At 66.6% G+C, this 25,324-nt stretch carries 22 protein-coding genes and 2 pseudogenes; 10 read left to right on the forward strand and 14 right to left on the reverse strand.

All coding sequences use genetic code 11. The features are described 5' to 3' along the window. Positions 1-4 precede the first annotated feature (4 nt). Positions 5-1,018 carry a ubiquinol oxidase subunit II gene (gene cyoA / locus NED98_RS22335; RefSeq protein ID WP_432423358.1) on the reverse strand — a complete coding sequence of 338 codons (1,014 nt, stop codon included), beginning with the start codon at positions 1,016-1,018 and terminating at the stop codon, positions 5-7. Between the two features lie 115 nt (positions 1,019-1,133). Here cyoA and NED98_RS22340 point away from each other — a divergent pair, with 115 nt between their 5' ends. The 5 genes and pseudogenes from NED98_RS22340 to NED98_RS23435 all read left to right on the forward strand — a co-directional run. Continuing rightward, positions 1,134-2,447 carry an MFS transporter gene (locus NED98_RS22340; RefSeq protein ID WP_265269091.1) on the forward strand — a complete coding sequence of 438 codons (1,314 nt, stop codon included), beginning with the start codon at positions 1,134-1,136 and terminating at the stop codon, positions 2,445-2,447. A 275-nt stretch (positions 2,448-2,722) separates the two neighbouring features. Beyond that, positions 2,723-5,410, forward strand: a complete 2,688-nt coding sequence (acnA, locus tag NED98_RS22345) for an aconitate hydratase AcnA (protein WP_179510809.1) — start codon at positions 2,723-2,725, stop codon at positions 5,408-5,410. Between the two features lie 188 nt (positions 5,411-5,598). Beyond that, positions 5,599-6,894 (forward strand): NF038122 family metalloprotease, encoded by a 1,296-nt coding sequence (locus NED98_RS22350; protein WP_265269090.1) that lies wholly within the window; start codon positions 5,599-5,601, stop codon positions 6,892-6,894. 145 nt (positions 6,895-7,039) lie between these two features. Next, positions 7,040-8,098 (forward strand): annotated as a pseudogene (locus tag NED98_RS22355) (NF038122 family metalloprotease); the annotation flags it as partial. An 84-nt stretch (positions 8,099-8,182) separates the two neighbouring features. Further along, positions 8,183-8,293 (forward strand): annotated as a pseudogene (locus NED98_RS23435) (PEPxxWA-CTERM sorting domain-containing protein); the annotation flags it as partial. A gap of 54 nt (positions 8,294-8,347) precedes the next feature. On the opposite strand, the gene NED98_RS22360 reads toward NED98_RS23435, so the two are convergent. Beyond that, positions 8,348-9,742 carry an amino acid permease gene (locus NED98_RS22360; protein WP_265314544.1) on the reverse strand — a complete coding sequence of 465 codons (1,395 nt, stop codon included), beginning with the start codon at positions 9,740-9,742 and terminating at the stop codon, positions 8,348-8,350. 181 nt (positions 9,743-9,923) lie between these two features. On the opposite strand from NED98_RS22360, the gene hemF reads away from it, so the two are divergent. After that, positions 9,924-10,766, forward strand: a complete 843-nt coding sequence (gene hemF / locus NED98_RS22365) for an oxygen-dependent coproporphyrinogen oxidase (RefSeq protein WP_265314545.1) — start codon at positions 9,924-9,926, stop codon at positions 10,764-10,766. Positions 10,767-10,774: 8 nt separating this feature from the next. Continuing rightward, positions 10,775-11,368 (forward strand): GNAT family N-acetyltransferase, encoded by a 594-nt coding sequence (locus NED98_RS22370; RefSeq protein WP_265314546.1) that lies wholly within the window; start codon positions 10,775-10,777, stop codon positions 11,366-11,368. Here the strand turns inward: NED98_RS22370 and NED98_RS22375 are convergent. Further along, the gene (locus NED98_RS22375) at positions 11,338-12,084 is read right to left on the reverse strand and encodes a hypothetical protein (protein WP_265269085.1); all 747 of its coding nucleotides are present in this window, start codon (positions 12,082-12,084) and stop codon (positions 11,338-11,340) included. The two genes, NED98_RS22370 and NED98_RS22375, sit on opposite strands and share 31 nt — an antisense overlap. Then, a complete protein-coding gene (locus NED98_RS22380) occupies positions 12,081-12,851 on the reverse strand; it encodes a hypothetical protein (protein ID WP_265314548.1) in 771 nt (256 codons plus the stop codon). Before NED98_RS22380 ends, NED98_RS22375 begins: the two co-directional genes overlap by 4 nt. Positions 12,852-12,958: 107 nt before the next feature. Here NED98_RS22380 and lipB point away from each other — a divergent pair, with 107 nt between their 5' ends. From lipB to NED98_RS22395, 3 genes are all read left to right on the forward strand, one after another. After that, entirely contained in the window at positions 12,959-13,636 is a 678-nt protein-coding gene (lipB, locus tag NED98_RS22385; RefSeq protein ID WP_265314550.1) for a lipoyl(octanoyl) transferase LipB, read from the forward strand. Positions 13,637-13,724: 88 nt separating this feature from the next. After that, entirely contained in the window at positions 13,725-13,973 is a 249-nt protein-coding gene (locus tag NED98_RS22390; RefSeq protein WP_265269082.1) for a hypothetical protein, read from the forward strand. 242 nt (positions 13,974-14,215) lie between these two features. Beyond that, the gene (locus NED98_RS22395) at positions 14,216-14,854 is read left to right on the forward strand and encodes a hypothetical protein (protein ID WP_265269081.1); all 639 of its coding nucleotides are present in this window, start codon (positions 14,216-14,218) and stop codon (positions 14,852-14,854) included. A 141-nt stretch (positions 14,855-14,995) separates the two neighbouring features. Here the strand turns inward: NED98_RS22395 and queE are convergent, their stop codons facing one another. The 10 genes from queE to NED98_RS22445 all read right to left on the reverse strand — a co-directional run. Next, positions 14,996-15,628: a 7-carboxy-7-deazaguanine synthase gene (gene queE, locus NED98_RS22400; protein ID WP_265314552.1), complete on the reverse strand. Its 633-nt coding sequence runs from the start codon at positions 15,626-15,628 to the stop codon at positions 14,996-14,998. Position 15,629: 1 nt separating this feature from the next. After that, a complete protein-coding gene (gene queC / locus NED98_RS22405) occupies positions 15,630-16,328 on the reverse strand; it encodes a 7-cyano-7-deazaguanine synthase QueC (protein WP_265269079.1) in 699 nt (232 codons plus the stop codon). Between the two features lie 179 nt (positions 16,329-16,507). Then, a complete protein-coding gene (locus NED98_RS22410) occupies positions 16,508-16,909 on the reverse strand; it encodes a hypothetical protein (protein ID WP_265269078.1) in 402 nt (133 codons plus the stop codon). 47 nt (positions 16,910-16,956) lie between these two features. After that, a complete protein-coding gene (gene hslO / locus NED98_RS22415) occupies positions 16,957-17,865 on the reverse strand; it encodes an Hsp33 family molecular chaperone HslO (protein ID WP_265314554.1) in 909 nt (302 codons plus the stop codon). 80 nt (positions 17,866-17,945) lie between these two features. Next, positions 17,946-18,869 carry an ornithine carbamoyltransferase gene (gene argF / locus NED98_RS22420; protein WP_265269076.1) on the reverse strand — a complete coding sequence of 308 codons (924 nt, stop codon included), beginning with the start codon at positions 18,867-18,869 and terminating at the stop codon, positions 17,946-17,948. Between the two features lie 42 nt (positions 18,870-18,911). Then, the gene (locus NED98_RS22425) at positions 18,912-20,102 is read right to left on the reverse strand and encodes an aspartate aminotransferase family protein (RefSeq protein ID WP_179510794.1); all 1,191 of its coding nucleotides are present in this window, start codon (positions 20,100-20,102) and stop codon (positions 18,912-18,914) included. A gap of 320 nt (positions 20,103-20,422) precedes the next feature. Further along, positions 20,423-22,405, reverse strand: coding sequence for a DNA topoisomerase IV subunit B (gene parE / locus NED98_RS22430; RefSeq protein WP_265314555.1), 1,983 nt, complete (start codon positions 22,403-22,405; stop codon positions 20,423-20,425). 112 nt (positions 22,406-22,517) lie between these two features. Further along, entirely contained in the window at positions 22,518-24,179 is a 1,662-nt protein-coding gene (locus NED98_RS22435; protein ID WP_265314557.1) for a pilus assembly protein TadG-related protein, read from the reverse strand. Beyond that, positions 24,179-24,595: a TadE/TadG family type IV pilus assembly protein gene (locus tag NED98_RS22440; RefSeq protein ID WP_179510790.1), complete on the reverse strand. Its 417-nt coding sequence runs from the start codon at positions 24,593-24,595 to the stop codon at positions 24,179-24,181. Before NED98_RS22440 ends, NED98_RS22435 begins: the two co-directional genes overlap by 1 nt. Positions 24,596-24,828: 233 nt before the next feature. Next, the coding region (locus tag NED98_RS22445) for a GcrA family cell cycle regulator (protein ID WP_265314558.1) at positions 24,829-25,324 on the reverse strand (496 nt) is incomplete at its 5' end.

A 25,324-nucleotide genomic window follows, 5' to 3' on the forward strand; every position in this document is an offset into this window, starting at 1 on the left:
TGCCTCAGGCCCCGGTGGAGGAAGTGGAGGGATGGTGCGGATGCTGCCCGGCGGCGGCGGCCGGCGCGGCGGTGGCCGCGGGCGCCGGGATATGGCCGTGGCCGTGCATCGATTCGCTCATGCACGGCGCGCCCGGCCTGACGCACTGGTTGACCGCGCGATCGAACAGCCCGCGCTCGACAGTGCCGAAATGCATCACCGGCACGCGCTCGCTCGGCTGTTCGAGCTTGAGATAGGTCGCGGTATCGAGCTTGCCGGCGGCCGCCTTGGTCGAGGCGACCCAGCGCGCGAACCCCGCCTCGTCGAGCGCGTGGGTGCGGAAATGCATCCCGGAGAAGCCGGCGCCCGAGTAATTGGCGGACATGCCGGCATAATTGCCGGGCTTGTTGAGCACGGCGTGGAGCTTGGTCTCCATCCCGGCCATCGTATAGATCATCCCGGCCATCGCAGGGACGTAGAAGGTGTTCATCACGTCTGACGAGGTGAGGCGGAAGCGCACCTGGCGATCGACCGGCACGACCAGCTCGTTGACCGTCGCGACGCCCTGCTCGGGGTAGATGAACAGCCATTTCCAGTCGAGCGACACCACCTCAACGTCGAGCGGCTTCTGATCGGCCGGCACCGGCTTGCCCGCGGCGATCCGCCCGACCTCGCGATAGGGATCGAGCGTGTGGGTCGCGACCCAGGTCAGCGCGCCGAGCGCGATGATGATCAACAGCGGCGCGGACCAGATCACCAGCTCGAGCGCGGTCGAGTGATCCCAGTCCGGCGCGTAATCGGTATCCTTGTTCGACGCGCGATAACGCCACGCGAAGATCACCGTCAGCGCCATCACCGGGATGATGATCAGCAGCATCAGCCCGGTCGACCACAGGATCAGATCGGCCTGCTGGCGCGCGACGTCTCCGGCGGGATTCATCACCACCATATCGCACCCGCCGAGCGCCGCGATCAGCGGCAACGTCGCGAGCGCCCGGCGCCACTTCCCGTTTCGAGTCTGAGGGTGCATGATGTGCATAATCATCGGGCGCTAGTCCTGTTTGTGCAGGTGCGAAATAGGACAATTTGTCCTATCCCCAGGCCGGGCGGGGCGGCCTAAGGGAGCGCGGTTTTCGTTCGAGAGTTGACGACAGATGGCCGAAGCAATTGCCCACCCCACCCCTGCCGCGCGCGACGCCGTTGCGACGGGCCATGTCCGTCCGGGCGAGATCGCAATCGGGGTGATCATCGGCCGCACCTCCGAATTCTTCGACTTCTTCGTCTACGCGATCGCCTCGGTGCTGGTGTTCCCGCAGCTGATCTTCCCGTTCGTCGACCGCGTGACCGGCACCTTATACTCTTTCGCGCTGTTTCCGCTCGCTTTCCTTGCCCGGCCGATCGGTTCGCAGATTTTCCTTGCGATCGACCGCCGCCACGGACGGGGAACGAAGCTGACCATCGCGCTGTTCCTGCTCGGCACCGCAACGGTGTCGGTGGGCTTCCTGCCCGGCTATAACGAGGTCGGCATCGCCTCGGCGGTGATCCTCGCCATCCTGCGCATCGGTCAGGGGATCGCGCTGGGCGGCGCGTGGGACGGGCTCGCCTCGCTCCTCGCGCTCAACGCGCCGGAAAAGCGCCGCGGGTGGTATGCGATGGTGCCGCAGCTCGGCGCGCCGCTCGGCCTCATCGTCGCGAGCGGGCTGTTCGCCTTCTTCATCGGCACCCTGGGCTTCGACGATTTCTTCAGCTGGGGCTGGCGCTACCCGTTCTTCGTCGCCTTCGCGATCAACGTCGTCGCGCTGTTCGCGCGGCTGCGCATCTCGGTCGCGCCGGAATATAACGAGCTGTTCAAGGCGCGCGAGCTGACCCCCTCGCCGGTCATCGCGACGGTCAAGGCGCAATGGCACAATATCATCATCGGCGCCTTCGCCCCGCTGGCGAGCTTCGCCCTGTTCCATATGGTGACGGTGTTCCCGCTTTCCTGGGTCGCCTTGTTCACGCATGAGAGCATCACCCGCTTCCTGATGATCGAGATCGTCGGCGCGGCGTTCGGCGTCGCGGCGATCGTCGTCTCGGGGCTGCTCGCCGACCGGATCGGGCGGCGCTCCTTGCTCGGCTATACCGCCGCGGCGATCGCGGCTTTCTCGGGGTTCGCGCCGCAATTGCTCGACGCGGGCGGCGCGGGCGAGGCGGTGTTCATGGTGACCGGGTTCATCCTGCTCGGGCTGTCGTTCGGCCAGTCCTCAGGCGCGGTGACCAACAATTTCCCCAAGCGCGCACGCTACACCGGCGCGGCGCTGACCTCGGACCTCGCCTGGCTGTTCGGCGCCGGCTTCGCCCCGCTCGCGGCGCTGGTGCTGGCGAAGAATTTCGGGCTGATCGCGGCCGGCGGCTATCTGCTGTCGGGCGCGCTCGGCACGCTGGCAGCGCTGGCACTCAATTCGGAACTCGCGCGCCGGCTGGATTGAGCTTTCCCAAGCCGTTCCCCCACCCGTCATCCCAGCGAAAGCTGGGATCTCGGGCGGCAGGGGCGACGCCTGTGGCGCGAGACCCCAGCTTTCGCTGGGTGACGAGCTAGGGGAGGCAGCGTAGGCCCCTTCCCCCCTGCCCCACCCGCTGCTATCGGCCCTCCCGACTCCGTCGCTTACGCCCGTCCGGGCGCGCTCGCGCGGGGGCCCGGCGCGTGCCGCGGCCACCGCCTCCCCGCCGCGCCCGACAGGCCCACCAAGGGGAAAGGACCCGCATGACCGCCATCGGCCACGATACGCTCGGCGCCCGCACCACGCTCACTGTGGACGGCAAGGCTTACGACTATTTCTCGCTCGCCAAGGCGGCGGAGAAATATGGCGACATCACCCGCCTGCCCTTCTCGATGAAGGTGCTGCTGGAGAACATGCTGCGCTTCGAGGACGGCGTGACCGTGACGCCCGAGGACGTGCAGGCGATCGTCGACTGGCAGAAGGAGCGCCGCTCCGACCGCGAGATCCAATATCGCCCGGCGCGCGTGCTGATGCAGGATTTCACCGGGGTTCCCTGCGTCGTCGACCTCGCCGCGATGCGCGACGCGATCACCAAGCTCGGCGGCGACGCGGCCAAGATCAACCCGCAGGTCCCCGTCCACCTCGTCATCGATCACTCGGTGATGGTCGACGAATTCGGCACCCCCAAGGCGTTCGGCGATAACGTCGATCTCGAATATGCCCGCAACGGCGAGCGTTACGAGTTCCTGAAGTGGGGCTCGAAGGCGCTCGACAATTTCCAGGTCGTTCCCCCGGGGACCGGCATCTGCCATCAGGTGAACCTCGAATATATCGGCCAGGCGGTGTGGTCGGCGGTCGAGACCGGCGAGAATGCCAAGACCGGCGCGACGATCGCCTATCCCGATACGCTGGTCGGCACCGACAGCCACACCACGATGATCAACGGCCTGGGCGTGCTCGGCTGGGGCGTCGGCGGGATCGAGGCCGAGGCGGCGATGCTCGGTCAGCCGGTTTCGATGCTCATCCCCGAGGTCGTCGGCTTCAAGCTGACCGGCGCGCTGCGCGAAGGCATCACCGCGACCGATCTGGTGCTGACCGTGACGCAGATGCTGCGCGCCAAGGGCGTGGTCGGCCGCTTTGTCGAATTCTACGGCCCGGGCCTCGCCTCGATGACGCTCGCCGATCGCGCGACGATCGCCAATATGGCGCCCGAATATGGCGCGACCTGCGGTTTCTTCCCGGTCGACGACCGCACGCTCGATTACATGCGCCTCACCGGGCGCCCCGAGGAGACGGTGGCGCTGACCGAGGCCTATGCCAAGGCGCAGGGCATGTGGCGCGACGCGATGTCGCCCGATCCGGTGTTCACCGACACGCTCGAGCTCGACATGTCGACCGTCGTGCCGTCGCTCGCCGGGCCGAAGCGCCCGCAGGACAAGGTGACGCTCGACACCGTCGACGACGTGTTCAACAGCGATCTCGCCAAGCTCTATAACAAGGCGCAGCCGGCGCGCGTCCCGGTCGAGGGCCGCGATCACGATATCGGCGACGGTGACGTGGTGATCGCCGCGATCACCTCGTGCACCAACACCTCCAACCCGTCGGTGCTGGTCGCCGCCGGGCTCGTCGCCCGCAAGGCGCGCGCCAAGGGGCTCAAGCCCAAGCCGTGGGTGAAGACCTCGCTCGCGCCCGGGTCGCAGGTGGTGACCGACTATCTCGACAAGTCGGGGCTCAGCGAGGATCTCGACGCGATCGGGTTCAACCTCGTCGGCTATGGCTGCACCACCTGCATCGGCAATTCGGGGCCGCTCGCGGCGCCGATCTCGGCGGCGATCAACGGCAACGATCTGGTCGCGGCGAGCGTCCTCTCGGGCAATCGCAACTTCGAGGGCCGCGTCAGCCCCGACGTGCGCGCCAACTTCCTCGCCTCCCCGCCGCTGGTCGTCGCTTATGCGCTCAAGGGCACGGTGACCGAGGATATGGTCTCGACCCCGATCGGCACCGCGTCGGACGGCAGCGACGTCTATCTCAAGGACATCTGGCCGACCAACGACGAGGTCAATTCGCTGATGACCGCGAACATCGACGATGCGATGTTCCGTTCGCGCTACGGCAACGTCTATGCCGGCGACGCCAAGTGGCGCGAGATCCAGGTCGAGGGCAGCGATACCTATAAGTGGCGCGCCGGCTCCACCTATGTCGCCAACCCGCCCTATTTCGACGGGATGGGGATGACGCCCAAGCCGGTGACCGACATCATCGAGGCCAAGCCGCTGGCGATCCTGGGCGATTCGATCACCACGGACCATATCTCCCCGGCCGGCTCGATCAAGGCGGACAGCCCGGCGGGCATCTATCTGCAGGAGCATCAGGTCGCCAAGGCGGACTTCAACAGCTATGGCGCGCGCCGCGGCAATCACGAAGTGATGATGCGCGGCACCTTCGCCAACATCCGCATTCGCAACGAGATGGTGCCGGGCGTCGAGGGCGGCATGTCCAAGTATGACGGCGAGGTGATGCCGATCTACGACGCGGCGATGCGCTACAAGGCGGACGGCACCTCGCTCGTGATCGTCGCGGGCAAGGAATATGGCACCGGCTCGTCGCGCGACTGGGCGGCAAAGGGCACCAATCTGCTCGGCGTGCGCGCGGTGATCGCGGAGAGCTTCGAGCGCATCCACCGCTCCAACCTTGTCGGGATGGGCGTGCTGCCGCTGCAATTCGCCGAGGGCGTCGATCGCAAGACGCTCAAGCTCGACGGGTCGGAGACCTTCACGATCCGCAACGTCGGCGGCCTGCGCCCGCGCCAGGACGTCGAGGTGACGCTCACCCGCGCGGACGGCAGCAGCGAGACCTTCGTCGCGCGCTGCCGCATCGATACCGTCAACGAGCTGGATTACTTCCTCAACGGGGGCATCCTGCAATACGTGCTGCGCAAGCTCGCCGCCTGAGCGGCGCGCGACCAGCCACCGTCGAGCAAGGGGCGCCGTGTGCGACACGGCGCCCTTTTTTGTAGCCGAAGTGATTGTAATTCCGCCGATCGGCCATCGAAACCGAATTGACGCCCTTCTCCAATTAACTGATTGTTAACCACATAAGGCGGGCGCAGATCCGTCCCACAATCAATCAGGGGAAGCATATGAAGACGTTGAAAAACGCATTGCTTGTCGTGTCGGCCGTATCGGGGATCGGCCTCGCCAGCACACCCGCGGCGGCCGTCAACATCATCCTCCGGCCCGATTCCACCTTCTCCAATTCACCCAATGGCGCCGCGGCACTCTTCGCCTTCCAGAAAGCCGCCAATTACTGGAACCAGACGCTCAGCGGCGCGAGCGGCATGCAGAATATCAACATCAACGTGTCGTTCGCCTCGCTCGCCCCGAATATCCTCGGATCGACCCGCAGCTACGCCTATGACGTGTCGGCCGCGTCGGTCTATCAGTCGCTCGCGGCGAACGCCGGCGGCGCGCTCGACGCCAGCGCGGTCAACAGCCTCGTCCCGCTCACGGCCGCGGGCGGCATCGGCTATCGCCGCGCGCCGGGGCTCGACGGCACGCTCACCGGGGGCGGGCTGAACATCACCACCGGCAGCGTGTTCGACAATAACGACAGCTACAACAACCGCTACCTCTACGCGAACGGCGCCAACCTGAAGGCGCTCGGCTATGACGTCGGCAATTCAGCGATCGACGCCAATATCACCTTCAGCTCGAACTTCGCGTTCGATTTCGATCCGACCGACGGCATCTCGGTCGGCACCGAGGATTTCACCGCGGTCGCGGTGCATGAGCTCGGCCACGCGCTGGGCTTCGTCAGCGGCTCGGATTATTACGATTATTACGGCGGCAAGGGCCCCGGCGCGGGCGAGACCGGGATCAACTGGGACAATGAATCGGTGCTGTCGGTGCTCGATCTGTTCCGCCGCTCGGCCAATGGCGGGGCGTCCGGGTTCGATCCGGCGACCGGCGAGCGCTACATCCAGCTCGATCCCAACCGCAACGCCTTGTTCACGGTCGACGGGGTCAATCCGTTCAACGGCGACGGCAGCTATTCGCAGTTCGCCACCGGGCGCTACAACGGCGATGGCGACCAGACCTCGCACTGGAAGGAAGGCACCGGCTATTACGACCAGAACAATTGCTTCATCCCCTCGCCGCAGCAGGTCGGCGTGATGGATCCGAGCTCGGGCTATTGCCAGCTCGGGATCGTCACCTCGAACGACCTCGCCGCGTTCGACGCGATCGGCTACAACCTCAAATTCGATATCCTCAAGAACAAGGGATATGAATTCAGCTCGGCCGACATCTTCCGTCTCGCCGGGCTGGCCGGGGTGCCGGAACCGTCGACCTGGGCGATGATGATCATGGGGTTCGGCTTCATCGGCGGCGCGCTGCGCGTTCGCGCGCGCCAGCCGAAGGTGCGCTTCGCCGGCTGACCCCGATTGCGAAACGACAGGCGCTCCGCCCCCACGCGGAGCGCTTTTTTTTTGGCGATGCGCCCAGCGCGCACCATTTGACCCCGATCAAATGGTTTTTCTGCGTTAACCCTATTCTCTCTCCGCCGAAGGAGGGGAAGAGCATATGGCGGCATTGCGGAGCAGCTTGTTTATCGCTTTGGCGATTTCGGGGACCGTTTTATCGGCCACGCCAGCCGGCGCGATCAAGATCATTTTGCGCCCGGACAGTAGTTTCACGACGACCGCGAACGGTGCGCGCGCGCTCTACTCAATTCGGAAAGCAGCGAATTACTGGAATACGATACTTTCCGGCAGCGATAATATGCAGAACATCAACATCGCCGTTTCATTCGAGAAACTGTCTTCCGGCTCAGCGGCCATCACTTATAACAACTACACCAGCGCATCGACACGGGCGGTTTATCAGGCGCTCGCGGCGAACGCAGCGACAGCGCTCGATGCCAGTGCGGTGGCGAGTCTGGTGCCATTAAGCGCCGCGGGGGGTCTGAACGTGATCCGACCCGTCGGAAGCGACGGAACCCTGAGCGGATCCGGGATGAAAAACCCGGTGGAGGGGGTGGTCGACAACAACAACTCGCTTAACAACACCTATCTCTACACCGGGACCGCCGGTTTGAAGGCGCTTGGCTTCGATATCGGAAACAATACGATCGACAGCACGATCAAATTCTCGTCAAGCTCTTTCACATTCGATTACGATCCATCCAACAACATATCGTATCGCTTGGATTTTACCGCGGTCGCGCTGCATGAGTTCGGCCATGCGCTCGGTTTCGAAAGCTCCACGGACCCTTATGATTCGATCGTGAGCCCCAATCCCGCGCTATTCGGTTACCAGGGCGAAAGTCTGGATGATTATCAGGTCACCAGGGTCTTCGATCTGTTCCGGCGCGATGCGATCTCGCCGGATCAGATCCAGCTTACGCCAGGCGAAGACGCCATCTTCAGCATCGATGGCGCCACCGTGTTCGAGGGCAACGGCTTTGCCGCTGAAACTCCAACCGGCACGTTCAACGGCGACGGCTATCAAGCGTCGCATTGGAAACTGCAGAGTTCCGGCTTCGGCTGCGCCGTCTCCAAACAAATCGGCGTGTTGGCCCCTGCGTCCGAATACTGCAAGATGGGCGCCGTTACCGCCAACGATCTCGCGGCATTCGACGCGATGGGCTATAATCTCGATTTCGATATTCTGCAGAACAGGGATTATTTGTTCACCACCGCCGACGTCTTTCGCCTCGATGGGCTGGCAGCCGTCCCGGAGCCGACGACCTGGGCGATGATGATCCTCGGCTTCGGCTTCATCGGCGGCGCGATGCGCGCCCGCACACGCGAGAGGAACGTGCGCTTCGCCGCCTGAGCGGCGCCGGACACCAAAAAATGCGGCCCGCCGTGCAAGGCGGGCCGCCCCCGATCAGGCCACGCCGGCGTTGGCGCGGCGGCGGCCGTAGAGGAAATAGAGCACCAGCCCGGCAACGTTCCACAGCAGGAAATATTCCTGCGTGCGATGCGGCAGGCTGAAGAACAGATAGATGCACCCCAGCACCCCGATCGTCCCCACCAGCGGCGCGAACGGGGTGCGGAAGGTGCGCGGGGCATCGGGCGCACGGCGGCGCATCACCAGCATGCACACGCACACCGCGACGAACGCCGCAAGCGTCCCGGCATTGGCGAGCGCAGCGATCGCGTCGAGCGGCATCACCCCGGCGATGATCGCGACCAGCACCGCGGTGAGCAAGGTGATGCGGACCGGCGAGCCACGCCGCGAGACCTTCGCCAGCGCCTCGGGCAGCAGCCCGTCGCGCGCCATCACGAAGAAGATGCGGCTCTGCCCGAACAGGAAGCCGAGCAGCACCGTCGGCAGCGCGACCACCGCGCTGACCGCGAGGAAGGTCGCGAACCCCGGGCGCCCGATCTCGCGCAGGATCAGCGCGAGCGGCTCGGGGCTGTCGGCGAAACGCGTGAACGACAAGGCGCCGACCGCGGCGACCGCGACGAGCATATAGATCGCGATGCATGCCATCATCGATCCGACGATGCCGATCGCCAGATCGCGCCCCGGATTGCGCGTCTCCTCCGCCGCGGTGGAGATCGCGTCGAAGCCGTAGAAGGCGAAGAAGATGATCGCCGCCGCCGCCATCACCCCGCGCTCGGCGCCGCTGTCGGTGACATGCTTGGCGAAGCCGAACGGCATGAACGGATCGAGGTTGGCGCCGTTGAAATGCGGCAGCGCGATCGCGACGAACACCGCCAGCGCGATCATCTTGATCACCACGAGGACGGCATTGAGCGTCGCGCTCTCGCGCGTGCCGGCCATCAGCAGCCCGGCGACCACCGCGATGATGAATACCGCAGGGACGTTCATCAGCCCGCCCAGCGCCGGTCCTTTGGTGAGCTCGGCCGGGAAGCCGAAGGGGGTCAGCAGCGGCGCGGCATAGCCCGACCAGCCGACCGCGACGGTCGAGACGACGAGCGAATATTCGAGGATCAGCGACCAGCCGATCACCCAGGCGATCACCTCGCCGAGCACCGCATAGCTATAGGTATAGGCGCTCCCCGAGGCGGGGATCATCGTCGCCATTTCGGCATAAGCGAGCGCGGCACAGGCGCAGATCGCGCCGGCGATGACGAACGACAGGATCACCGCCGGCCCGGCGCGATCCGCGCCGACCCCGATCAGCGTCAGGATGCCGGTGCCGACGATCGCGCCGACGCCAAGTGCGACGAGATGCGGCCACGACAAAGTCCGCGCCAGGGCGCGCTCCGGCGGTTGTTCGACGATCGTCTTGCGACGCAACAGGCTGGCCATTCACGCCCCCCTCAATGGCTTTGCTGGATGGTCAGGCCGTAACAGATGAGACGAGCGGTGCAAACCTCGCCCCCGTTCTGCTCGCGCTGCTGCTGGTTTCTCCTCGCTCTGGCGCGAACCGAGGGAAGAAGAATCCGCGCAACGGTTGCCAGCCCGCCGGCCGATGCTTACCGCCTGTCCGATGCAACCGCTTGACGAACAACAATCCACCGCGCGTGCCTGGTTCGAGCAACTCCGCGATCTGATCTGCGCCGAATTCGAGGCGATCGAGCGCGAGGCCGGGTCCGACGCGCGGTTCGATTATATCGCCTGGGATCGCACCGATCCGAGCGGCGCGCCGGGCGGCGGCGGGGTGCGCGGGGTGATGAAGGGCCGCGTGTTCGAGAAGGTCGGGGTCAACGTCTCGACCGTCGGCGGCGCGTTCGAGGGCGAATTCGGCAAGACGATCCACGGCGCCGCCGAGGACCCGCGCTTCTTCGCCACCGGGATCAGCCTCGTCGCGCATATGGCCAACCCGCACGTCCCCGCGGTGCATATGAACACGCGTTTCCTGGTGACCACCAAGCGCTGGTTCGGCGGCGGGGCGGATCTCAACCCGCCGCTGCCGGTGGCCGAGGATACCGAGGATTTCCACGCCACGCTGAAGGCCGCCTGCGATGCGCACGACCCGGTGCATTATCCGCGCTTCAAAGAATGGGCGGACGATTATTTCTATATCCCGCATCGCAAGGTGCATCGCGGGGTGGGCGGGATCTTCTACGATCATCTCGAGGGCGATTTCGCGACCAATTTCGCCTTCACCCAGGATGTCGGGCGCGCGTTTCTCGCGGTTTTCCCGCGTATCGTGCGGCGGCGGATGGGGCTGCCGTTCACCGAGGCGGAGCTGGCCGCGCAGCGCGAATGGCGCGGGCGCTATGCCGAATTCAACCTCGTCTACGATCGCGGCACATTGTTCGGGCTCAAGACCGGGGGCAATATCGACGCGATCCTGATGAGCCTGCCCCCGCTCGCGACCTGGAGCTGAGCCGCGCGATGGGCCTGACCCCGGTTCCCGACGACCAGCTCGCGACGATCGTCACCTCGCTGGTGATGACGCGGCGCCCGCCGCTCCGCCCCTCCGCGCCGAGCGCGCTGCGGCTGGTGCATTGGCTCGCGCCGGAGCCCGACAAATATCGCGCCCTGTTCCGCCGCGTCGGCGGGCCGTGGCTGTGGTATTCGCGGCTGGCGATGGACGATGCGCGGCTGAGCGAGATCATCCGCGCGCCCGCGGTGTCGGTCTTCGCGGTGGTCGATCGCGCGGGGATCGAGGTGGGGATGGTCGAGCTCGATCACGCGCATCCCGGCGTGTGCGAGCTTTCCTATTTCGGGCTGGTGCCCGAACTGGCCGGCAGGGGCCACGGGCGCTGGCTGATGAGCGAGGCGATGACCCGGGCGTGGCGCGCGGATGTGACCAAGGTGACGGTCAACACCTGCACGCTCGATCACCCGTCCGCGCTCAATTTCTATCGCGCGCAGGGCTTTGTCGCGGTCAAGCGGACGATCGAGACCTTTCCCGATCCGCGCGCGCTGGGGCTGTTGCCGGCGGACGCCGCGCCTCACATCCCGTTGCTGGCGAGCCGGCGATAGATCGCGATCCCGACCCCGAGGATCGCGATCTGATAGGCTGCCTCGGCCGCTGCCATCACCGCATCGGCCAGCGCGAGCACGATCGGATTCTCATGCCCCGCCGAGCGCAGGAAGCTGTCCGCCGGGCTCAGCGGCACGCGGATCAGATATTGCGCGAGGAAGATCAGTACCACCGCGCCGAGCACGCCCCACCATTCGCCGCGCGTCACCCGCCAGCTTCGCCCGACCGCGCGCGCCGCGCCGATCGGCGCCTCGACCACCAAAGCGGGGATCGTCGCGATCAGCCGCGCCTGCATGTAGAGGCCGGGCAGCACGAACAGCCAGAACCCCAATGAGATCGGGATCGCCATCAGCAGATAGGCGAGAAAGAACCGGCCGAAGCGCCGCGCCGCGGTGATCAGCGCGGTGCGCACATCGGGGCGCGCCGGGTGGATCAGCAGGATGGTGAGCGCCGCCATCCCATAGATGCCGACCAGATTGACCAGCAGATACCAGCCGGCATTGGCCTGCATCCAGCTATAGATCGCCTGCGCCCATGCCTGCATCGCGGCGCGATCGCCGGTCGATTGCGGCAGCGCGGGCGGCGGCGCGACGAGCAATTGCACCGCGAAATTGGGCAGGAACAGGAACGGCGCCGCGACGCGCAGCACCAGATCGCCCTCGCGGCGCAGGATCGTCCATGCGTCGGCGAGGACGCGACCAAGAGTGAGTTTCATGCCCGGTCGAGCTGTTCGCGCGCGGCGCCGTAGAATTGGGCGCTGAATACCGCCTGCACCACGCTGAAACCCGCGGTGAGCACGCTGGTCGCGAGCGCGACGAGCAGGAACGCGCCGGTCCGGCCGAACACGATCTGCCCGACGCTGCCGAACACCCAGGTCACCGCGGTGAGCAGGACGACCGCGACGATGGCATAAAGAAGCATCACCCCGAGCAGCTTCAACGTGCTGCCGCGCGTCAGCGCAAAGGCGCGGGCAAAGGCGCCGAGCCCGCGCCGCTCATTGGTGACCACCGCAAACAGCGGGACGAGCCGCGCGCTGACCCACAAGGCGGCGATCGCAAGGATCAGGAAGCCGATCATCGCGCTGCCGGCGCGCGACGGATCGATCACCGGCGGCGCGCCCTGCTGCAGCTTCGCCATGTCGACATTGCCCGCGAGCAGCCAGGTCATCGGCACCGCGACGACGATGACCGTCACCAGCATCGCCACCAGCAGCACCCCGATCCCCGCGGGCAAGCGCCGGCGCGCGATCGCGATCGCCTGATGCCGGTCGACCGCGGGGTCGCTGGCCATCGCGGTCATCGCCAGCACGCCCCAGATGGCGAGCACCAGCACCGCCAGCCCGACCAGCGCGGCAAGCACGCGCAGGCCACCCCCCGCCCCGCCGCTCGCCGCGACGAAGCGCAGGATCGTCTGCAGCAACGAGGGCAGGAACAGGAACAGCCCGGCGAGCCATGCTAATAGGCCGGCGCGGCCAGCGATCACTTCGCACGTTCGATCCCAAACCGTGCCGATCCGTATCATCATGCGCCACCTGTAACCCATTGCCCCCGCGCTTGCCAATCGAGCGTCGCGGTCGCATCTGGGCGCGCGTGGACCAAGCAGCCAACCCATCAGCCGCGATCGAATGGCGCGTATCGCCCGGGCTTACCGATTATACCGCCGCGCTGGCCGAGATGGAGGCGCGCGCCGCCGCGATCGCCGCGGGAGAGACGGCCGAGCTGATCTGGCTGGTCGAGCATCCCCCGGTCTATACCGCGGGCACCAGCGCGGATCCCGCCGAGCTGATCGACCCCCGTTTCCCGGTGGTCAGCGCCCGGCGCGGCGGGCGTTACACCTATCACGGGCCGGGGCAGCGCGTCGGCTATCTGATGCTCGATCTCACGCGGCGCGGGCGCGACGTGCGGCATTTCGTCCATTCGGTCGAAGGCTGGGTGATCGATGCGCTGGCCGAGCTGGGGATCGAAAGCTTCCGCGCGCCGGGGCGGATCGGCATCTGGACGATCGATCGCGCGGGGCACGAGGCGAAGATCGGCGCGATCGGGGTGCGCGTGCGGCGTTGGGTGACCTTTCACGGCTTTTCGGTGAACCTCTCGCCGAACCTCGCCGATTTCGGCGGGATCGTGCCGTGCGGGATCGCCGAATATCCCGTCACCAGCGCGGAAATGCTTGGCGCACCACATAATCTTGCAACCTTTGACGCGGCTTTGGCGTTGACGCGGGACCGATTTCTCGAAAGGCTTTCTTGTGCTCGTGAAAACGAGACTTGAGAGCGCGGCCAGATGCGACTAATGTCCCCCTCGATTTGGGGATTAATGGCCAAGCTGCCGTCCAAATCTACTGTCTAGGGAGCTTTCAATGCGTGCTATTTCCAAGATCCTGACCGGTACGGCCATTGCGGCGGCGGCTCTGGCCGTCTCGGCCTGTGGCTCGAAGACCGAGACCAGCACCGAGAACACCACGATTACCGACATGAACGCCACCGAGGGCATGGACACCACCAGCGACAACATGACCGCGGTCGACAGCTCCATGAACGCTGGCGCGATGGCGAACGACGCGGGTGCGGCCGATGCCAATGCGGCTGCGCCGGGCAACGCCCACTGATAGGCCGCAAGGCAATCAGGAAAAGAAAGGGGCCGTCCGGGCGACCGGGCGGCCCTTCTCATTGGCGGGGACGGGCCATGACACGCCGGGCAAGCGCAATGCGACGGATCGAGTCAACGTTGTGACGAATCGGGGTTGGGTTGGCGGCCCAATCGGCCTAGAATCCCGCGCGTAGCGTGGGAGGACCTGGAATGTCGTTGGGGCGGATCATCGGAGCGGGAGCAGCCGCGGGGGCTCTCTTGATGGCCGGGCCTGCCGCCGCGCAATTCTTCATGCAGGCCAAGGACGTCTCCGGCCAGCCGGTAACCGGCACCGAAACCGGGCTCGGCCCGTCGCTGCCGGGGGCCACCCCGGAGGAGGCGAAAGCCGCGATCATATGGAACGTGCGTGCCGCGCTGAACGTCGCCGCGCTGCAATGCCAGTTCGAGCCGACCCTGCTGGCGGTGAGCAATTACAATGCGATGCTCGTCGATCATAAGGTCGAGCTGAAACGTTCTTGGGACGTGCTCGGCAAATATTTCGCGCGCAACAACAAGACGCCCAAGGCCGCGCAGAACGCGCTCGACCAGTTCGGCACCAAGACCTATTCGAGCTTCACCACGGTTGCCGCACAATATAATTTCTGCCTCGCCGCCAATGACGTCGGCCGCGATATCGTTTTCGCGCCGCGCGGCGGCTTCGGCACGGTCGCGCTCCAGCGGATCCGCGAATTGCGCAACAGCCTGACGCCGTGGGGCGAGCAGCGCTTCCCGCGCTTCGTCTGGCCGCAGACGACGCTGCCGCGGCTCGATCCGATCTGCTGGAAGAACGGCGAGTGGCAGGTCAAGAAGTGCGGCGCGCAGAATTTCCCGCCCGCGGGCACGGGTATCGCGCAGCGCTGAGACGAAGCGCTCGATCGGAATTACTATCCCCTGCCGCCCCGGCGCAGGCCGGGGTCCGGTTACGACCGGCCCGACACTGGCCCCCGGCCTGCGCCGGGGTGGACGGTTTGGGAAGGTTCGGGTTTCGCCCCTCAATGCGTCTTAACGCAACCCCAGCATCTTGTGCGTCTGGAGCGTCAGCCGCCAGCGCGGCCGCTGCATCACGAAGGCGATCGCCGCCGCGCGGTTCGCCTCGGCGTGCGGATCGTCGAGCGGCTGGACGAGCAGGTGCGCGAAATCCCAGCGCTCCATAGCATCGACATCGCTGCCCGGCTGCGGCCAGACGAGTTTGAGCTCGTCGCCCGAGCGTTGCACCGTCTCGCTGCCGGCCTTGGGGCTGATGCACACCCAGTCGATCGCGGGGTGGACCGGCAGGGTGCCGTTGCTCTCGATCGCGATCGCGAAGCCCGCCGCGTGGAGCGCATCGACCAAAGCGTCGTCGACCTGCAGCATCGGCTCGCCCCCGGTCAGCACCGCGAAGCGCTCGGCGGTATCGCCGTCCCACATCGCCGCCGCCGCTGCCGCCAGCGCTGCCGCATCGGCGAAGCGCGCGCCGCCCGCGCCGTCCATCCCGATGAAATCGGTATCGCAGAAACGGCAGATCGCGGTCGCGCGATCCTCCTCGCGGCCCGACCACAGGTTGCAGCCGGCGAAGCGCACGAACACCGCGCGGCGCCCGGCCTGCACGCCCTCGCCCTGGAGGGTCAGGAACATTTCCTTGACCGCGTAGCTCATGTCACGGCGCCGGCGGGGTGACCGCATAAGCGGTCGGATCGGGCACACCGGCATCCTCGAACCCCTTGTGGCGCAGCCGGCAGCTATCGCACAGCCCGCAATGCAGCCCGCCGGGCGCGGGATCGTAACATGACCAGCTCACCCCCATCTCGATGCCGAGCCGCGCGCCTTCGCGCACGATATCGGCCTTGGTCATCATCTGCAGCGGCGCGCGGATGCGGAACGGCGTGCCCTCGACCCCCGCCTTGGTGGCGAGCTCGGCAAGCGTCTCGAACCCGGCGATGAATTCGGGCCGGCAATCGGGATAGCCCGAATAATCGAGTGCATTGACCCCGACATAGATGTCGCGCGCGCCGCTCGCCTCGGCCCAGCCGAGCGCGAGGCTGAGGAAGATCGTGTTGCGCGCGGGGACATAGGTGATCGGAATCCCCTCCCCCACGCCGTCCTTCGGCACGTCGATATCGTCGGTCAGCGCCGAGCCGCCGAACGCGCGCAGATCGAGCGGGAGCACGACATGCCGTTCCGCCCCCAGCATCTTCGCGACGCGCCGCGCCGCGGCGAGCTCGACCTGGTGCCGCTGATTATAGTCGACCGACAGCGCGAGCACGCGAAAACCGGCCTCGCGCGCCAAAGCGGCGGAAACCAGTGAATCGAGGCCGCCCGAAACCAGGACGACCGCCAGCGGGGATTGGCTTGTCATAAGAAAACGTCAGCTAGGGTCTCGCCGCGCGTCGCGCAAGAAAAAGGGCCGCCCGAAGGCGACCCGAAGGATTCACGGCCGTCGCCGGCCGGATCAGGGAGAGAACGTGCTCCACGTAAAAAAGCACCACTCCCGTCTAGCCGATAAGACTTAACAGCTTCCTAACGCACTCACCGGGATCAACATTTTCCGGCGAGCCGCCCCTCGTAATCGAGATCGAACGGCGCGCCCTTCACCAGCCCCTGCGTCTGGAGGCGGATCAGGTTGCGATCCTCGACCTTGATCGTCGTCCGGCCATAGCCGGCGCCGGGGCATTGATATTGCACCGTCACCTTATTGGGCGCGTTCTCGATCACATATTGCGGGCATTGCGCCGGGCCATGCATCAGCTGGAGCAATTGCCGCGGATCGCGCACGCAAATCTCCCGCGCGGCGGCACCGCGGTGGCCGATCTCGTGCAAACCCCAATTGCCGCGCTCGACATTGCCGAGCGCCGCCATGCGCACATTCTGCGCCAGCGCGCCCGCGCTGAGCGCAACCACCAGCAGTGCCGCCGGACGAAGAAAGCCGAATCTTTTCACGAGCGAAACATATCAACGATTCACCGCAATCCAAGACCGCCTGACCGCTAGGCGGCCAGGGAATCGAGCCGAACCGGGAAAATTTTCGAACAAAATTTGCAATCGACCGCGATCACGCCCTTTTCATCGGCCATCTCGCGCTGCTCCTCGGCCGGGAATTTCGCGATCACCGACAGGATATGCTCCGGGTTGCAGCGACAACCGCGCGTCAACGGGATTGCCGCGAGCACGCGCACCTCGGCTTCCTCGTTGAACAGCCGCCACACGAGATTTTCGAGCGGCAGCGTCGGATCGGCGAGTTCGTCCGCCCCCATCGTCGCGCCGAGCGCGGCGACATGCTCCCATTCGGGATGATCGAGCCGGACATGCAGCCGCTCGCGCCCCTCCTCGCCCTCGGGCAGATACTGGAGGAACAGCCCACCCGCGACGATGCGGCCGCCCACGCGCTGCACCCCGACGCGCAACAGGCTGGGGATCTGCTCCGAGCGGACGAAATAATTCTCCGCCGCCTCGGTCAGCGTCGCGCCGTCAAGCGGAACGATGCCCTGATAGCGCTCGCCGGTGGTCGCCATGTCGAAGGTGATCGCGAGATAGCCCTGCCCGAACAACGCGAACAAGGTCGGCTCGGCCGGCGCGGCGGCAAGCTGGTCGGCGTCGTAATCGACATAGCCGCGCAATTCCCCCGCGCGATAATCGACCACGAGCAGCCGCACGACGCCATTGTCGGTCTGCGCCTGGAGCGTGAGCTGGCCGGCATCGTCCTTGAGCGTCGAGCCGATCAGCGCGCCCAGTGCCAAAGCCTCGGCCAGCAGCGCCTCGATCGCGCGGGGATAAGCATGCGCGGACAGGATATCGGTCGCCACCTGCCCCAGCCGCACGACACGCCCACGCGCGCTGCGCCCCGGAATCGCGAAACCGAGCGCGCGATCGACATGGATATGGTTAGCGTCAGCCATCAAGAATCAGCCCTCATCCCGGCACCGGCCGGGACGAAGCGCCGGCGAACCGGGCTTAAATGGGGATTATCGGTTGGCGATCAACCGATCTGTCCGAAGCACCAGCGGAGCACCGCCTTCTGCGCGTGGAGCCGGTTTTCCGCCTCTTCCCAGATCAGCGACTGCGGCCCGTCGATCACCTCGGCGGTCACTTCCTCACCGCGATGCGCGGGGAGGCAGTGGAGGAACACCGCATCGGGTTTGGCCTGCGCCATCAGCGCCGCATCGACCTGATAGGGCATCATCGCCTTGAGCTTGGTTTCGGCATGCGCCTGCCCCATCGAGATCCAGGTATCGGTGACGATCACGTCGGCCCCCGCCGCCGCCTCGCGCGGATCGGCGACGATGCGCGCGCGGCCCTTGCCCAGCGCGACATCGGCGTCGCTCGGCATGAAGCCCTGCGGGCAGGCCGCGACCACGTCGAAATGGAGCAGCCCGGCCGCCTCCATGATCGAGGCGAGCACATTGTTGCCGTCGCCCAGCCACGCCACCTTGAGCCCGGGCAGCGCCTTGCCGTGTTCGAGGATCGCCTGGAGGTCGGCGACGATCTGGCACGGGTGCGAGGCATCGGTGAGCCCGTTGATCACCGGCACGCTGGCGTGCGCCGCCATTTCCTCGATCTTGGCATGATCGTCAGTGCGGATCATGATCGCGTCGACATAACCCGACAGCACCCGCGCGGTATCGGCGATCGTCTCGCCGCGCCCGATCTGCATCGTCCCCGCATCGGCGACGATCGAGGTGCCGCCGAGCTGGCGGATCGCCATGTCGAAGCTGAAGCGGGTGCGCGTCGAATTCTTTTCGAACACCATCGCCAGCACGCGGCCGGCGAGCGGCGCATCGGCGTCGGGCGCGCCCTTGGGCAGTCCCACGCGCGCCGCCTTGCGGTCGATCGCATCGGCCAGCATCGCGGCGACGCCGTCCGCACCCGCGTCGGACAGATTCAGGAAATGACGGATGGTCATGATATCTCCCCCGAGAAGCCGCCCGGCATGCCGGGCGTCACCTCAATCGTCGGCCGCCGGGACGTAGACCCGCGCCGCTTCGCTCAGCCGCTCGATACATTCGGCGACATGGCTGTCGTCGATGTTGAGCGGCGGCAGGATGCGGACGACATTGTTGCCCGCCGCGACCAGCAGCAGCCCATGATTGTCGCGCGCATGCGCGACGAAGCGGCGACTGTCGCTCTTGAGCCTGAGCCCGAGCATCAGCCCGTGGCCCTGCACCCCGGCGAAGAGATGATCATGGTTGGGGATCATCTGTTCGAGCGCCTGGCGCAACCGGTTGCCCATCTTCTCGACATTGGCGAGGAAGCCTTCTTCGAGGATCACGTCGAGCACCGCTTCGCCCGCCGCCATCGCCAGCGGGTTGCCGCCATAGGTCGAGCCGTGGGTGCCGATCACCATCCCCTTGGCGGCCTCCTCGGTCGCGAGGCACGCGCCGAGCGGGAAGCCGCCGCCGATCCCCTTGGCCACCGCCATGATATCGGGGGTGATGCCGTAAAGCTCATGCGCGAACAATTTGCCGGTGCGGCCATAGCCCGCCTGCACCTCGTCGAGCACCAGCAGCAGGCCGTGCTCGTCGCACGCCTTGCGCAGCCCCTGGAGGAATTCCTGCGTCGCCGGGCGGATGCCGCCCTCGCCCTGGATCGGCTCGACCAGGAAACCGGCGGTATTGTCGTCGATCAGCGCCAGCGCGCCGGCGAGATCGTTGAACTGGGCATATTTAAAGCCCGGCAACAGCGGCTCGAACCCGTCGCGCATCTTGGGCTGGTTGGTCGCGGAGATCGTCCCGAGCGTCCGGCCGTGGAAGGCGGTATCGAACGCGATCAGGTCATGCCGCTGGGGGTTGCCGTTGGCGAAATGATAGCGCCGCGCGGTCTTGATCGCGCATTCCACCGCCTCGGCGCCCGAATTGGTGAAGAACACCGTATCGGCGAAGGTCGCATCGACCAGCCGCTGCGCAAAATGCTCGCCCTGCGGGCTGCCGTAGAGATTGCTGACATGCATCAGCGTCGCCGCCTGATCGGCGATCGCCTTGACCAGCTTCGGGTGGCCGTGGCCGAGGCAATTGACCGCGATGCCGCTGGCGAAATCGAGATATTTCTCGCCGCGCTCGCCGAACAGATACGCCCCCTCGCCTCGCACCGGCCGCACCCCCGACCGGGGATAAACGGGCATCAGGGCGGTGATGGTCACGGGGCATCTCCTGCAAAAAGAGCAAGGGCGACCCCGGAAAGGGGTCGCCCGGAAGCCGCTAATACCGGGGGGAGCGCGGGAGCGTCAACATCCCGCCTTTCGGCCCGCACAACCACCCCGGCGAAGGCCGGGGTCCAGTTACGACCGGTTCGATGCTGGACCCCGGCCTGCGCCGGGGTGGAAGGGATTTACGGCTGTCTGCTCGATCCCTCTTCTCTTCCGTCATTCCCGCGCAGGCGGGAATCCATTCGCGCAGGTCGTCGAAAGAATCGCACCGCCAGCAAGAATGGATTCCCGCCTGCGCGGGAATGACGGAGGCATCACGCGTCGATCGTTTCCTCGTCGATCCGCGCAGCATTTTCCTGGATGAAGGCGAAGCGGTGCGCCGGGTTGGTGCCCATCAGCCGGTCGACCAGGTCCTTCACGCCGGCGCGCTCCTCATATTCCTGCGGCAGGGTGATGCGGATCAGGCTGCGCGTCGCGCTGTCCATCGTCGTTTCGCGGAGCTGACCCGGGTTCATCTCGCCCAGCCCCTTGAAGCGCGCGACCTCGACCTTCTTGCCCTTGAACGGCCCCGCCTCGATCTCGGCGCGGTGCGCATCGTCGCGCGCGTAGAGCGACTTGCTCCCCGCGGTCAGGCGGTAGAGCGGCGGCTGCGCGAGATAGAGGTGCCCGCGGCGCACGATATCGGGCATCTCCTGGAAGAAGAAGGTCATCAGCAGCGTCGCGATATGCGCGCCGTCGACATCGGCGTCGGTCATGATGATGACGCGCTCGTAGCGCAGGTTGTCCGCCAGACAATCCTTGCGCGTGCCGCAGCCCAATGCCTGGATCAGATCGGCGATTTCCTGATTGGCGAGGATCTTGGCCGAGGTCGCCGAGGCGACGTTGAGGATCTTGCCGCGGATCGGCAGGATCGCCTGCGTCTTGCGGTCGCGCGCCTGCTTGGCCGAGCCGCCGGCCGAATCGCCCTCGACGATGAACAGCTCGGTCCCCTCGGGGCTGTCGGCGGCGCAATCGGTGAGCTTGCCGGGGAGGCGCAGCTTGCGCCCCGAGGTGGCGGTCTTGCGCTTGACCTCGCGCTCCTGCTTGCGGCGCAGGCGATCGTCCATCCGCTCGAGCACATAGCCGAGCAGCGCCTTGCCGCGGTCCATATTGTCGCTGAGGAAATGATCGAAATGGTCGCGCGCGGCCTTTTCGACCAGCCCCGCCGCCTCGGGCGAGGTCAGCCGGTCCTTGGTCTGCGACTGGAATTGCGGATCGCGGATGAACACCGAGAGCATCAGTTCCGATCCGACCATCACGTCGTCGGCGTTCAAATCCTTGGCGCGCTTGTTGCCGACCAGCTCGCCGAACGCGCGAAGCCCGCGCACCAGCGCCTGCCGCAGCCCCTGTTCGTGGGTGCCGCCGTCCGGCGTCGGGATCGTGTTGCAATACCAGCTATAGCTGCCGTCGGACCACAAGGGCCACGCCACCGCCCATTCGAGCCGCCCCTGCCCGTCGGGAAATTCCTGCGTCCCCGCGAAGAAATCCGCGGTCGCGCATTCGCGCCCGCCGAGCTGTTCGCGCAGATGATCGGCGAGCCCGCCGGGGAATTGGAACACCGCCTCGGCCGGGGTGTCGTCGGTGATCAGCTCGGGGGCACATTTCCAGCGGATCTCGACGCCCGCGAACAGATAGGCCTTGGAGCGCGCGAGCCGATAGAGCCGCGCCGGTTTGAAATGCAGCTCGCTCCCGAAAATCTCCTCGTCGGGGGTGAAGGAGACCGAGGTGCCGCGCCGGTTGGGCGCCGCGCCGACCGTCTCCAGCGGGGTCAGCGTCTGCCCGCGCGAGAAGCTCTGGCGGTAGAGCTGGCGGTCGCGCGCCACCTCGACCACCGTGTCCGACGACAAGGCGTTGACCACCGACACGCCGACGCCGTGCAACCCGCCCGACGTGGCATAGGCCTTGCCGGTGAACTTGCCCCCCGAGTGGAGCATCGAGAGGATCACCTCGAGCGCGCTCTTGCCGGGGAATTTGGGGTGCGGATCGACCGGCATCCCGCGTCCGTTGTCGACGATCGTCAGCCGGTTGCCGACCGCCAGCGTCACCTCGATCCGCGTCGCATGGCCCGCAACCGCCTCATCCATCGCATTGTCGAGCACTTCGGCCGCGAGGTGGTGCAGCGCGCGCTCGTCGGTGCCGCCGATATACATGCCGGGGCGCCGCCGCACCGGCTCCAGCCCTTCGAGCACCTCGATCGACGAGGCGTCGTAGCTGTTGGCGGTAGCGGAAGAGGGGGAAGCGAACAGATCGTCGGACATGGAACGGCTATATCGGGGCGCGCGGCGACAGCAAACCCCGGCGCCCGCGCGATCTACGCTCTTCCATCACATCGTCATGCCGGGCTCGACCCGGCATGACGAAAAGAGAGGGTTACCCCACCAGCACCGCCGCGCCGCAGCGCATCCCGGTGACGCGCAGATCGGCCTGGCCGATCCCCACCCCCAATGTGCCGGTGACGGTCATCAGCAACGTATCGAGCGCGGGCGAGACGAGCTGCAGCGCCGAGGTCACCGGCTGGAGCAGCGGCGAGACCGGCACCCGCAGGCCGCCGAGCACCACCGCCAGATTAGCCTGCTGGACCAGCGAGGTGGCGAGCCCGTTGACCGGCACCGTCTGGCTGATCGTCTGGCTCTGCCCGGCCTGGATCGCGGGCAGGCCGAAGGTCAGCTGCTGCCACGGTTCGCTTGCCCCGGTCGAGATGTTGCTGCTGCCGACCACGTCGACCAGCAAGGCGTGGACCAGCGTGGTTTCCGTCGGGTTGATCGGCGTGGAAAAATCGTTGAGCGCCGAGGTGTTGATGTTGCCGATCGCGGCGCGCACCGCATCGGTCCGGGCGTCGAGCGTCGTGCTCGGCGTCGTCCCGCCGGCGCAGTTGATCGCGTTGAGCCGCCCCTCCGCGCCGGCGAGCTCGACGAACAGCGGCAGGTTGATCGAGACCAGCCCGCCCAACCCGGAGATCAGCGTCGGCGCGAGCTGGGCCTGGACGAACAGCCGCGTCTGCGCGGTATGGAGGATCGGCGTGCCTGCGGCGGTGATCGTGATCCACGGCGATTGCGCCTGCCGCTGGCCCACCGCCAGAAACACCTTGGTCGAGGCGAGCCCCGGCACGCTCGCGCCCAGATCGAGCGCCACCTGTCGCTGCTGCGACGCGAGCTGGAGCACCGCGGTGGCCATCGCCAGCGCATTGACCTTGGCGAGCCCGGTCCCGCCCTCGCTCTGCGTCGCGAACGGCCCGGCATCGATCAGCGCGGACAAGGTGAGCGATTGCCCGCCGCTGACGTTGAGCAGATTCTTGATCGCGGTCGCCGCCGCCGGCTGGCCGTCCGCCGACAGCGCGGAGGCGATCGCGTTGAGCACCTGCGGCGTCGAGACATTGCTGTTGAGCACGTCGCCGAACGTCAGCGCCTTCAGCCCGGCGGAGGTGCGCAGCAGCGGCAGGAAGCGCAACAGATCGACATCGGCGCCGACCAGCGACTGATAATCCATCACCGACAGCGAGACATTGCTGCCGGTCAGCGCGGAGAGATACGAATTGAGCAGCCCGCCGTTGAGGCTCGCCAGCCGCGACCCGATCGAGAAGGCCGCATAACGCTGTTGCGCCGCGGTCGCCTGGCGCGAGATGACGATATTGGTCTTGCCGAAAATCCGCGCGAAGAAGGTCGGCGAGGTCGATTGCAGCACGACCCGCATGGCGTTGCCGCTGCCGTTGCTCAACGGGGTGAAGCGCGACGCGGCCGCGATCGACGCGTCCTGTACGTAATTGCCGGGAATGACCTGCGCTGTCACCGATCGCGGAAAGCCGGCGGCGGTGACCGCCGCCTGCGCCGTCACCTGCGCCTTGGTCGGATCGCCCGACGCCGCGGCGAGCGCGGCGGCATCCGCCACCCCTTGCAGCCGCCGGGTATCGAGCTGCACCGCGCCGAGATCGACCGCGAAAGCGGCCATCCCGATCACCACCGGCAGCGCCGCCGCGACCAATATCCCGGCGCCCGCGCGGCGATCGCGGAGCAAACGGAGGGGATGCGGCCACATCACAGGACACCGCCCTGCTGGATCACCGCGCTGCGAACGATCGTCGGATCGGGCATCGGCAGCAAATTGAGCCGGTACAGGCCGATCCGGCTGGCATCGACTCGCACCTGCACCGTCACCGACGGCAGCGACTCGCTCACCGACAGCGTCGCGCTGGCGACCTCCGGCAGATTGGGAAGCTCGCGCGTCAGCGCGGCCTGGGCGAGCGATTGACGCTCGGCGCTGCTCATCCCGGCGACCGTCGCCCGCGCGGCGTCATTCGCGATCTGCTGCGCGCTATGCGCAAGCAGGAAATACTGGCCGTAGCCGAGTATCCCCAGCAGGATCATCATCAAGAGCGGTGCGATCAGCGCGAATTCAACCAGGCTCGCGCCGCGCGAATCGTTGGGAAAAAACCGAACGACATGACGTGCCATGAGAACCCCCCCTCATGAGAGAGGAAGGTCCCATTTCCCTATTAACATTGACTTAAATACGCAGCGACAATGGCTCGAATGGCGATGCGCCCATTTCCCTTAACTCCCCTCCCTGGTGAAAGGAGGGCTGGGGGTGGGTGGGTATGAGGCGCGCGCAACGGTAGCCTCGCGGGCCAACCCACCCCCGACCTCTCCCTTGTTCAAGGGAGGGGAGAAGAACTAGCGACTGCCTGTCAGCGCATCCGCGGGCCGCCGAACGGCAGCGGCGGGGCGCGACGGTCACGACGCGGCAATTGCGCCTGATAGGCGTGGCCGCAATGCTCGACGCAATAAGGGAAACCGGGGTTCACCTTGTCGCCGCAGAAGTGGAAATCGGGCTCACCGGGGTGGCCGAGCGGCCATTTGCAGACCTTGTCGTTGAGATCGAGCAGGCTGGTCTTGCCGGCGATCTCGGGCGAGGGCTTGGCGGGGACGAGTCGGCGCGGCGGCGCGGGGGCGATCGGCGGCTGCTGCTCGCCCGGCGCCTGACGCACGAAACCGCCCGGCCCGACCGAGCGCAGCACCGGCTGCTGGTCCGACGGCGTGCGCGGCGACAGATCGGTGGTGATCGTGATCGGCTTGGGCTCCGACGCGCGCGGTGCCGCGGGCGCCGCCGCAACAGGGGCGGCCGGCGGCGCCGGCGGTGCCACGACCGGCGCGGGCGCAGCGGCGACCGGCGGCGACGGCGCA

It is taken from the genome of Sphingomonas lycopersici, from assembly GCF_026130605.1.
GTDB classification, from domain to species: domain Bacteria; phylum Pseudomonadota; class Alphaproteobacteria; order Sphingomonadales; family Sphingomonadaceae; genus Sphingomonas; species Sphingomonas lycopersici.

What these genes read in the sequence shown, in the direction of transcription:
- NED98_RS22390 (WP_265269082.1), top strand. Translation starts at nt 13,725, where the DNA reads ATGCGTGCTATTTCCAAGATCCTGACCGGTACGGCCATTGCGGCGGCG.
- NED98_RS22370 (WP_265314546.1), top strand. Translation starts at nt 10,775, where the DNA reads ATGGGCCTGACCCCGGTTCCCGACGACCAGCTCGCGACGATCGTCACC.
- hemF (WP_265314545.1), top strand. Translation starts at nt 9,924, where the DNA reads ATGCAACCGCTTGACGAACAACAATCCACCGCGCGTGCCTGGTTCGAG.
- NED98_RS22375 (WP_265269085.1), bottom strand. Translation starts at nt 12,084, where the DNA reads ATGAAACTCACTCTTGGTCGCGTCCTCGCCGACGCATGGACGATCCTG.
- hslO (WP_265314554.1), bottom strand. Translation starts at nt 17,865, where the DNA reads ATGGCTGACGCTAACCATATCCATGTCGATCGCGCGCTCGGTTTCGCG.
- NED98_RS22360 (WP_265314544.1), bottom strand. Translation starts at nt 9,742, where the DNA reads ATGGCCAGCCTGTTGCGTCGCAAGACGATCGTCGAACAACCGCCGGAG.
- queE (WP_265314552.1), bottom strand. Translation starts at nt 15,628, where the DNA reads ATGAGCTACGCGGTCAAGGAAATGTTCCTGACCCTCCAGGGCGAGGGC.
- parE (WP_265314555.1), bottom strand. Translation starts at nt 22,405, where the DNA reads ATGTCCGACGATCTGTTCGCTTCCCCCTCTTCCGCTACCGCCAACAGC.
- cyoA (WP_432423358.1), bottom strand. Translation starts at nt 1,018, where the DNA reads ATGCACATCATGCACCCTCAGACTCGAAACGGGAAGTGGCGCCGGGCG.
- queC (WP_265269079.1), bottom strand. Translation starts at nt 16,328, where the DNA reads ATGACAAGCCAATCCCCGCTGGCGGTCGTCCTGGTTTCGGGCGGCCTC.
- argF (WP_265269076.1), bottom strand. Translation starts at nt 18,869, where the DNA reads ATGACCATCCGTCATTTCCTGAATCTGTCCGACGCGGGTGCGGACGGC.
- acnA (WP_179510809.1), top strand. Translation starts at nt 2,723, where the DNA reads ATGACCGCCATCGGCCACGATACGCTCGGCGCCCGCACCACGCTCACT.
- NED98_RS22340 (WP_265269091.1), top strand. Translation starts at nt 1,134, where the DNA reads ATGGCCGAAGCAATTGCCCACCCCACCCCTGCCGCGCGCGACGCCGTT.
- NED98_RS22350 (WP_265269090.1), top strand. Translation starts at nt 5,599, where the DNA reads ATGAAGACGTTGAAAAACGCATTGCTTGTCGTGTCGGCCGTATCGGGG.
- NED98_RS22395 (WP_265269081.1), top strand. Translation starts at nt 14,216, where the DNA reads ATGGCCGGGCCTGCCGCCGCGCAATTCTTCATGCAGGCCAAGGACGTC.
- NED98_RS22440 (WP_179510790.1), bottom strand. Translation starts at nt 24,595, where the DNA reads ATGGCACGTCATGTCGTTCGGTTTTTTCCCAACGATTCGCGCGGCGCG.
- NED98_RS22435 (WP_265314557.1), bottom strand. Translation starts at nt 24,179, where the DNA reads ATGTGGCCGCATCCCCTCCGTTTGCTCCGCGATCGCCGCGCGGGCGCC.